At 32.9% G+C, this 286-nt stretch carries 1 protein-coding gene; it reads right to left on the reverse strand.

Going from position 1 to position 286, the window contains the following annotated elements; genetic code table 11:
• Window positions 1-236: hypothetical protein (locus SB689_RS22885; protein ID WP_410694361.1), on the reverse strand; the 236-nt coding region annotated here is incomplete at its 3' end.
• Window positions 237-286 lie beyond the last annotated feature (50 nt).

The raw sequence follows: 286 nt of genomic DNA on the forward strand, positions 1-286 counted from the left end.
TTTGTTAACAAAAATTGAGCTTTGGAATACATTGCTACTGCAGCATAGTAATTAGCTTTCCACTTCTCTGAGGTTTTAGTTTCGGAAAATGTATGAAAGAGAGTATCATAGTCACTGTCTGTCTTGGCATTATTGAGCTGCTGGACAGACTGCTGTAAAGCTTCATCCGAAAAAGTCTGAGCACTTACCCAGAAATTAGTCACGAAAAAGCCTAAAATAAATAAAAGTTTATTCATAAAGGGGATATTTGTAGCAAATATAAAAAATTATTAACGTTAAATTAAAG

The organism is Chryseobacterium sp. SIMBA_038 (genome assembly GCF_046535115.1).
GTDB lineage: Bacteria > Bacteroidota > Bacteroidia > Flavobacteriales > Weeksellaceae > Chryseobacterium.